The following is an 8,505-nucleotide window of genomic DNA, read 5'->3' as shown; positions in this document are numbered from 1 at the left end:
CCCCCGAGGACGCGCTCGAGCGGATCCGCGTCGAGTATGCGCCGCTTCCCGCCGTGGTCGACGCCGGGCGGGCGGCTCGCCCCGAGAGCACGCCGCTCTTCGAGGAGCACGGACACAACATCGTGTTCCAGCGCCGGTTCCGCTGGGGCGACGTCGAAGCCGCGTTTCGCGGCGCCGACCGCGTGGTCGAGCGGTCGTTCCGCTGGCACCGCCTGGGCGCCAATCCGATGGAGACCTTCGGCGTGATCAGCCAGTGGGATCCGGTCGAGGGAAGCTTGACCTGTCACGGCAGCTTCCAGTCGCAGTCGCAGATGGCGCTCGGCCGCGCCGCGTCGCTGCGGCTCCCGTCGCACAAGGTGCGGCTGATCAGCCAGCCGCACGGCGGAAGCTTCGGCGGCAAGGGCGGATCGCGCGGCACCGACATCACCGCGCTGCTCTCGCGCAAGGCGGGCGGGCGGCCGGTGAAGTGGATCGAGGACCGGATCGAGTACATGTCCGGCGGCGCGAGCCAGTCCTGGGACCGACACTACACGGCGTCGCTCGCGCTCGATCGCGACGGCCGGGTCGGCGCGTTTCGAGTGAAGCTCCTGGACGACCTCGGCGCGACCGCGGAGGGCTTCGGCGCGGTGAGCGCCGCCAAGCCGCTCGCCTCCTTCACGGGCTGCTACGCGATTCCGGTCGCGGAGTACGACCTCACGATCGTCGCCACGAACAAGCTTCCGGGAAGTCCCTACCGCGGAATGGGCCCGCCGCCGCACAACCTGGTGCTCGAGCAGCTGATGGACGTCGCCGCGCGCGAGCTCGCGCTCGATCCAGCGGAGATCCGGCGGCGGAACTTCATCCCGCCCGATCGCTTCCCGTACACGATCCCGAGCGGAAACGAGTACGACAGCGGGAACTACGAGGCGGCTCTGGACGCCGTGCTCGAGCTCTCCGACTACGCGGCGCTCCGTGCGCGGCAGGGCGCGGCGCGCGCGCAGGGCCGCCTCTTCGGCATCGGCGTGGTGAGCACGATCGAGCCCGGCGTCTTCGACTGGAACGCCTACTCGATCCTGGGCATGCCGAGCACGGGCGTGCCCGAGGGCTGCAGCGTCGCGATCGACATCTTGGGCAAGGTGATCGTGCGCGTCGGCTTCGCGCACGAGGGCCAGGGGCAGTACACCATCGCGACGCAGCTCCTCGCCGACTTCTTCGGCGTCGAGCTCGCGGACGTGCAGGTGGTTCCCCAGGACTCCCTCTCCGCCCCGCCCCACTTCGGTCCGGGCGGCAGCCGGCTCGGCGTGGCGCTCGCCGGCGCGGTGCTCGGCGCCGCGGAGAAGCTCGCGCGGAAGCTCTCGCTCGTCGCCGCGCACCTGCTGCAGACCGAGAGCGAAAAGATCGAGCTCCGCGACGGCGCGTTCGCGATCCGCGGCGTTCCGGGAGCCATGCTGTCGCTCGCGCAGGTCGCGGGAACCATGCTGGCGCGAAGCGATCTTCTGCCGCCCGGCGTCGAGCCGAGCCCGGAGGCGACCTACGTCTGGACCGCGCCCGGACGCACCCAGCCCGACGAGCTCGGCCGCGCGAAGAGCTACCTGACCGCGGCGAACGCGTGTCACGTCGTGGCGATCGAGATCGACCGCGAGACCGGCCGCGTCGAGATCCTGGACTACTTCATCGCCGACGACTGCGGAACGCGTCTCAACCCGGCGACCGTCGAGGGCATGATCCAAGGCGGCGTCGCGCAGGGGATCGGCGCGGCGCTGCTCGAGGAGTACCACTACGACGCGTCCGGTCAGCCGCTGACCGCGACGCTGATGGACTACCTGCTCCCCACGATCCACGACGTTCCCGAGACGCGCAAGACCGCGATCGTGACTCCGTCGCCGTTCACGCCGCTCGGCGCGAAGGGCGTGGGCGAGGGAGCGATGCACACCACGCCGGCCGCGATGCTTTGCGCGATCAACGACGCGCTCTCGCCGCTCGGCGTGGTCGCGACCGAGATACCCGCAACTCCGGAGCGCCTCTGGAGACTCATGAAGGAGCAGCCCCGATGAACGCAAGCGATCCCTTCGTCGCACTCAGCGAGTGCCACCTGATGAACCCCCAGTCGATGGCCGAGATGAGCTACTACCCGAACTTCACGCGCTGGTGGCAGAGCGTCGACGGCGTGATGCGCGCCTGGGCGGGTCGCGATCTGGCCGGGGGCGGACACATGCCCGCGCCGATCGCCGAGGAGCTGGTCAAGTACATGGACGAGGCGCGCGTCGACGTGGCCTTCGCGCTGCGCGAGCCGATGATGGACATCAGCGGGCATGCGATGCCCATGTCGAGCAACGGCTTCATCCTGTCGCAGATCGAGCCCTACCGGGAACGCCTGTATCTGGAGTGCAACGTCGGGCCGATCCTGAAGCGCGGCGTGGAGCACGCGATCTGGGAGCTCGAGTTCCTGGTGAAGGAACGCAACGCCCGGCTCTGCAAGGTCTACGTCTGCGAGGACGAGGGGGCGCTCAACGACAAGCGCCTCTGGCCCTTCTACGAGAAGGCCTGCGAACTCGACATCGCGCTGACCGTACACACGGGAATGTCGTACGTGGTTCCGCAGCCGAGCCGCTTCAGCCACCCCGGACTGCTCGACGACGTCCTGCTCGACTTCCCGGATCTCAAGGTGATCGCGTACCACATGGGCTGGCCGCACTCCGAGGAGCTGATCGGCCTGGCCGGAAAGCACCGCAATCTCTACCTCAGCCTCTCGGGCGTGATCGGCTGGTTCCAGCGCGCGCCGTACCGCGGCTACCACATGATCGGCGAGGCGATGCAGTGGGCCGGCCCGGGCCGGATCGTGATGGGGCTCGACCTGCCGTTCGACGACATGACGCGCGTGGTCGACTGGGTGCGCAACCTGCAGATGCCCGAGGAGCTGCAGCAGAAGTGGGGCTACGCGCCGATCAGCGACGAGGACCGCGCGGGAATCCTGGGACTCACGCTCGCGAAGCTCGCCAAGATCGAGCCGACCAAGCGAGTCAAGTGAGACGCATGGTGGACGCGGAGCTCCCCGAGACGATCCAGCTCGAGCGGCGCGGCCGGATCGCGATCATCACCATGAACCGCCCCGAGGCGATGAACGCCTACACGCGCGAGATGCTCGCCGGCCTCGACCAGGCGTTCCGGATCTTCGATCGCGACCCCGAGCTCTGGGTGGCGATCCTGACTGGAGCCGGTGCGAAGAGCTTTTCCGCCGGCATGGACCTGAAGGACGCCGCGCCGCTGCTCACCTCGGGAGACTCGCTCGGCTACGACGACCCGACCAAGCGCCAGTTCTCGGACATCTACAAGCCGATCATCGCGGCGGTGAACGGGCTCTGCGTCGCCGGCGGGCTCGAGATGTTGCAGGGCACCGACCTGCGCATCGCCGCCGAGCACGCGAAGTTCGGGCTGGCCGAGGTGCGCTGGGGGCTGGTCCCGGCGGGCGGCTCGCACATCCGCCTGCCGCGACAGATTCCCTGGGTGGTCGCGATGGAGCTCCTGCTCACCGGCGAGTCACTCGACGCGCGGCGCGCGCTCGAGATCGGCCTGGTGAATCGGGTCGTTCCCGCGGATCGAGTCATGCCCGAGGCGCTCGAGCTCGCCGAGAAGATCTGCCGCAACGGCCCGCTCGCGGTGCGCACCGCCAAGGAGATCGCGCTGCGCGCGCTCGGACAGGAGCCGGGCTTCGTGCTGGAGAAGGCGCTCGCCGCGCGCGTGTTCGCCTCGCAGGACGCGCGCGAGGGGCCGCGCGCCTTCGCCGAGAAGCGCCCGCCGAAGTTCACGGGCCGCTGATCAGTAGATCACCTGCGTCCCGACCAGCTCGCGGTAGCGCGCTTCCGACAGGCCGAGCAGCTCGCGGAAGACGTGCTCGTTGTCGCGCCCGATCGCGGGACCCGGCTCGACCAGGGCCGGCGTGCGGCTGTTCTTCACGTACGCGCCGTAGATCGTCTCGGAAAAGCCGAGCGGGTGGCGTACCTCGATGAAGGTCTTGCGCGCGACGTAGTGCGGGTCGCGCAGCAGGTCCGCCACGTTCAGCACCGGCGCGGCCGCGACGCCGTGTCGCTGCAGCCGCGCGGCCAGCTCGCGATCGTCGTGCCGCCGCGTCCACTCGGAGAGCCGCTCGTGCAGCGCATCCAGGTTCTCGAGCCGGGAGGCGTGACTCGCGAAACCCGCGGCGCTCGCCCAGTCGGGCGCGCCCATCGCCTCGACCAGGCCGCGCCACTCCGACTCCTCCAGCACGGCGATGCTGATCCAGCGGTCCTCCCCCGCGCACGGGAATACACCGTGCGGTGCCGCCGCGCCGAGCGGGTGCCGGTTGCCCATCGGGCCGGCCACGCGCCGGTTCAGGGTCCAGTCCATGAAGGCGGGCCCGACCATCTGCATGACCGCCTCCTGCTGCGAGTAGTCGATGTGCTGTCCCGCGCCGGTGCGGCGCCGGTGGTGCAGCGCCGCCAGGATCGCGAACGCGCCGAGGATTCCGTTGTAGGGGTCCGAGAAGGCGTTCTCGACCGGAACCGGCGGGCCGCCGAGATACCCGGTCAGGCTGTCGAGACCGGTGGTGCTGGTCAGGCTGAGCCCGTAGGTGCGGATGTCCTTCAGCGGCCCGTCCAGACCGGCGGCGGGCATCGAGAACAGGATCACGTCCGGCCGCACCGCGCGAAGCGATTCGTAGCCGAGCCCCAGCTGCTCCATCACGCCCGGTCCGAAGTTCTCGATCACGGCGTCGGACTTCGCCACGAGCTCGAGCGCGAGCCGGACACCCTCGGGCTTCTTCAGATTCAGCGTGACGCTCCCGTTTCCGGCCCAGCAGGCGTGATTGGACAGGCTGCGGCTCGGATCGCGAACTCCTTCGGCGAACGGCGGCAGCGTCCGGGTCATGTCGATCCGCGCGCGTGACTCGATCTTGTAGACCTCGGCTCCGAGGAAGGCGAGTGTCTGGCCGACGACCGGACCCGCCCAGACCCAGCCGAAATTCGCCACCCGGATGCCCTCGAGCGGGAGCGCGCGCCCGTTCACTAGATCACGCCTTTGGCTGTGAGCTCGGCGCGCTGCGACTCACTGAGCCCGAGTCTCTCGCCGAAGACCCGGGCGTTGTGCTGACCGAGAAGCGGCGCCGCCATACCGGTGCGGCCCGTGCTCGCGGGGAGTCGGAACGGCGGCCCGAGCACGGGAAGCCCCCCGAGAAGCGGATGCTGCACCTCGACGATGTAGCCGCGCGCGGCCAGGTGAGGGTGTCCCGCCGCCTCGGCGACGTCGAACACGGCCGTGATCGGCACGCCCGCTTCCTGACAGCGCTCCATGATCTCCCACTTGCTGCGGGTCATGGTCCACTCCTCGATCAGCGGATAGATCGCGTCGGAGTTCTGCGCGCGCGCGAACATGTCCTGGAACATCTCGAGCTCCATCCACTCCGGGTTGCCCATCACGCGCGCGAGCCCATTCCACTGGCCCGGCTCGAGCGCGAGCATCCAGACGTGTCCGTCCTTGCAGGGCACGATCGTGGCCGGAGCGCCGAGCGGCATGCCGACGCCGGTGCGGCGCTCGAACTTCCCGTCCTGCGCGTAGCCGCCGATGTTCTGGCCGCCGACGAAGACCGCCGCGATCGCCTCGGCGCAGGAGACGTCGACCTGCTGACCGCCGCCGACCTGCTCGCGGCCGAGACACGCGGCCAGGCCCCACGCCGCGCCCGTGACCGCGCCGAAGAAGTCGGCCGCGAAAGTGCCGTGCTCGAGCGGCGCCTGATCGGGACGCCCGCAGTAGCGGCTGCCCGCGGCAGAGAGGTGAAAGGCATTCAAGTCGTAGCCTTTCCAGTCCGCGTAGGGGCCGGTCTGCCCGAACGGGGTGATCGAGATCATGACCAGACGCGGATTCACCGCCGCGAGCGACGCGTAGTCGATGCCCCGCTCGCGAAGCGATCGCGGCGACGCGTTCTCGATCAGCACGTCCGCGCCGCCCACCAGCTCGAGGAAGAGCGCCCTGCCGCGCGCCGTCGCCGGATCGAGCGTGATGCCATGCTTGCCGGTGTTCAGGTACTGGTACAGCCCGCTCTTCTCGATGTGCGGGTCGTCGCCGGGAAACGGCCCCCAGGCGCGCGCGCGATCCCCCGTTCCAGGCCGCTCCACCTTGATCACGTCGGCCCCGTAGTCGGCGAAGAGGCGCGCGCAGTAGGGCGCCGAGACCATCTCGCCCAGCTCCACGACCGAGATTCCCGCGAGAGCTCCCTCGGGCATTCCGCTCCTTCTCGGCCGATCGGGCGTTGAAACCGGGGACGCGGCGATCTTATGATGGGCCGCCCGCGCGGGACAAGAGGCGAGGCCAGCGCGATCCACTCACTCGCCGGGGAGAGCCACCGTGCCCAGAGACCCGTTGCGGACGAAGCTCTGCGACATGCTCGGGATCGAGTACCCGATCATCGCGTTCACGCACTGCAAGGACGTGGCCGTCGCGGTCATCAACGCGGGCGCGTTCGCGGTGCTCGGCGAGGCGATGCACACCCCCGACGAGATCGCGGCCGACATCCGCTGGATCCGCGAGCGGATCGACGGCAAGCCGTACGGGATCGACCTGGTGCTGCCGGCCTCCTCGCCGCTCGAGGGCGGGCTCGAAGATCTGGAGAGCAAGATCCCGGCGAGCCACCGCGATTTCGCCGCGGGAATCGCGAAGCGCCACGACGTGCCAGAGCCGAAGGGCCCCGTGGCGCTGCACCGCTGGGGCGGACTCAATCAGCAGATGGCGCGCGCGCAGCTCGACGTCGTGCTCGACGAGCGCGTTCCGGTCTTCACGTCGGGCCTGGGAAATCCCGCGTTCATCCTCGAGGCCGCGCACGCGCGCGGCATCAAGGTCTTCGGCCTGATCGGAAAGAAGCGCCAGGCGGAGCGCGAGATCGAAGCGGGCGTCGACGCGATCATCGCGCAGGGCTACGATGCGGCCGGGCACACCGGAACGATCGGAACCTTCTCGATCGTGCCCGAAGTCGCCGCGATCGCGGGAAACACGCCGGTGATCGCGGGCGGCGGCGTGACGACCGGCCGGCATCTCGCGGCGGCGCTCTGTCTGGGCGCTTCGGGAGTCTGGACCGGAACGCTCTGGCTCGCGTCGCGAGAGTCCGACGAGGACATGATCATCAAGGAGAAGCTGCTCGCCGCCAGCGCCGAGGACACCACCCACTCGCGAAGCGTCTCAGGCATGACGATGCGAACGCTGAAGTGCCCGTGGACCGAGGAGTGGGCAAAGCCGGACGCGCCGCGCCCGCTCTCGGCGCCGTACCAGATGCTTCTCAGCGCGCGCTACACGCAGGCGGCGAACGACCACCGCCGCGAGGACCTGATGTACGAGGCCGCGGGCCAGGGCGTCGGCTTCGTCACGAGCATGAAGCCCGCGCGTCAGATCGTCTTCGACATGGTGGAAGAGGCGCTCGGGGCCTTCGAGGAACGCGTCGGAGACGACGCGTGAGCGATCCCGATCCCGCGGCTTCGAGCCGGCACGCGTCGCGGCCGGGCTTCGACGCGAGCCGGGCCGGGCGTCGCGCCGAGTGCGACGGCGGAGGCGGCGTGCCGGGAACCCGCTTCGCCGGTCGCGAGGAGTTCGCGGGAACCCTGACCGGCGATTACGTGGATCACGGAGATCCCCCCTGGCGCTGGTACCTGCTCGCCGAGCTCGAGCGCAAGCCCGAGGGCTACCCCGGCGACGCCGTATGGTGTGAGTCGGGGAGTCTGTTCCTCTCATGAAGCTGGTCGTCTGCGCGAAGGAGGTGCTCGACCCCGACGCGGTGAACAGCTACGCGCTCGCCGGCCGGCTCGCGATCGGCGCCGACGGCCGCACGCTCACGCAGACGGCGATCCCCCGGCTGATCAACGGCTACGACGAGCAGGCGATCGAGGCCGCGCTGCGGATTCGCGATGCCGGAGCTCCGGCCGCGATCCACGTCGTGTCGGTCGGACGCGAGCTCTCGAACCTGCTGCGCCACGCCTCGGCGCTCGGCGCAGACGAGGTGGCCGAGATCGCCCTCGACGCGCCCGACCCGGACGGCCACGTGATCGCGCGGATCCTGGCCGCGTACGTGCGGAGCATCGGCGGCGCGGATCTGGTGCTCTGCGGGCGCCAGGCCTCCGACGACGACCAGGGCGTCGTGCCCGCGCTGATCGGCGAGGCGCTCGGAATGCCGGTCGTGACGGTCGCGCGCTCGATCGAGCTCGACCGCGACTCCGACCCGCCCACGGCGCGAATCGTGCGAGTCACGCCAGACGGAGACCAGACCGTCGAGGTCCGCGGCCCCGCCGTCGTCACGATCTCGAACGAGCTCGGCGCTCCGCGCTATCCGACCGCGGCGCGCAAGCTCGCCGCGCGCCGCGTGAAGCCGCGCGTGCTCACGCCCGCGGAGCTCGGCCTCGCGGAAGCGGACCTGGTCCCTGCCCTGACCTTGATCCGTCGCTTCGTCCCCGAGCTGCAGGGAAAGTGCGAGTTCATCGAAGGCGCGAGTCCCGCGGCGCTCGCCGACCGGGG

At 70.2% G+C, this 8,505-nt stretch carries 8 protein-coding genes; 6 read left to right on the top strand and 2 right to left on the bottom strand.

Going from position 1 to position 8,505, the window contains the following annotated elements:
* The 3 genes from FJ108_16945 to FJ108_16935 form a co-directional block, all read left to right on the top strand.
* The coding region (locus FJ108_16945; protein ID MBM4337576.1) for a xanthine dehydrogenase family protein molybdopterin-binding subunit at positions 1-2,033 on the top strand (2,033 nt) is incomplete at its 5' end.
* On the top strand, positions 2,030-3,007 hold the full coding sequence (locus tag FJ108_16940; GenBank protein MBM4337575.1) for an amidohydrolase: 978 nt from the start codon (positions 2,030-2,032) through the stop codon (positions 3,005-3,007). The genes FJ108_16945 and FJ108_16940, both read left to right, overlap by 4 nt.
* A gap of 5 nt (positions 3,008-3,012) precedes the next feature.
* Positions 3,013-3,795, top strand: a complete 783-nt coding sequence (locus FJ108_16935) for an enoyl-CoA hydratase/isomerase family protein (protein MBM4337574.1) — start codon at positions 3,013-3,015, stop codon at positions 3,793-3,795.
* On the opposite strand, the gene FJ108_16930 is transcribed toward FJ108_16935, so the two are convergent.
* Both FJ108_16930 and FJ108_16925 read right to left on the bottom strand, forming a co-directional pair.
* Positions 3,796-5,019 carry a CoA transferase gene (locus tag FJ108_16930; GenBank protein MBM4337573.1) on the bottom strand — a complete coding sequence of 408 codons (1,224 nt, stop codon included), beginning with the start codon at positions 5,017-5,019 and terminating at the stop codon, positions 3,796-3,798.
* A complete protein-coding gene (locus FJ108_16925) occupies positions 5,019-6,233 on the bottom strand; it encodes a CoA transferase (protein ID MBM4337572.1) in 1,215 nt (404 codons plus the stop codon). Before FJ108_16925 ends, FJ108_16930 begins: the two co-directional genes overlap by 1 nt.
* Before the next feature lie 121 nt (positions 6,234-6,354).
* Here FJ108_16925 and FJ108_16920 point away from each other — a divergent pair, with 121 nt between their 5' ends.
* The 3 genes from FJ108_16920 to FJ108_16910 all read left to right on the top strand — a co-directional run.
* Entirely contained in the window at positions 6,355-7,455 is a 1,101-nt protein-coding gene (locus FJ108_16920; GenBank protein ID MBM4337571.1) for a nitronate monooxygenase, read from the top strand.
* Complete coding sequence (locus FJ108_16915; GenBank protein MBM4337570.1) at positions 7,452-7,730, top strand: hypothetical protein; 279 nt, start codon at positions 7,452-7,454, stop codon at positions 7,728-7,730. The genes FJ108_16920 and FJ108_16915 overlap by 4 nt, the downstream gene beginning before the upstream one ends.
* The coding region (locus FJ108_16910; GenBank protein MBM4337569.1) for an electron transfer flavoprotein subunit beta/FixA family protein at positions 7,727-8,505 on the top strand (779 nt) is incomplete at its 3' end. The genes FJ108_16915 and FJ108_16910, both read left to right, overlap by 4 nt.

The organism is Deltaproteobacteria bacterium, assembly GCA_016875225.1.
GTDB lineage: Bacteria > Myxococcota_A > UBA9160 > SZUA-336 > SZUA-336 > VGRW01.
This window is presented reverse-complemented; position numbering and strand designations above follow the sequence as displayed.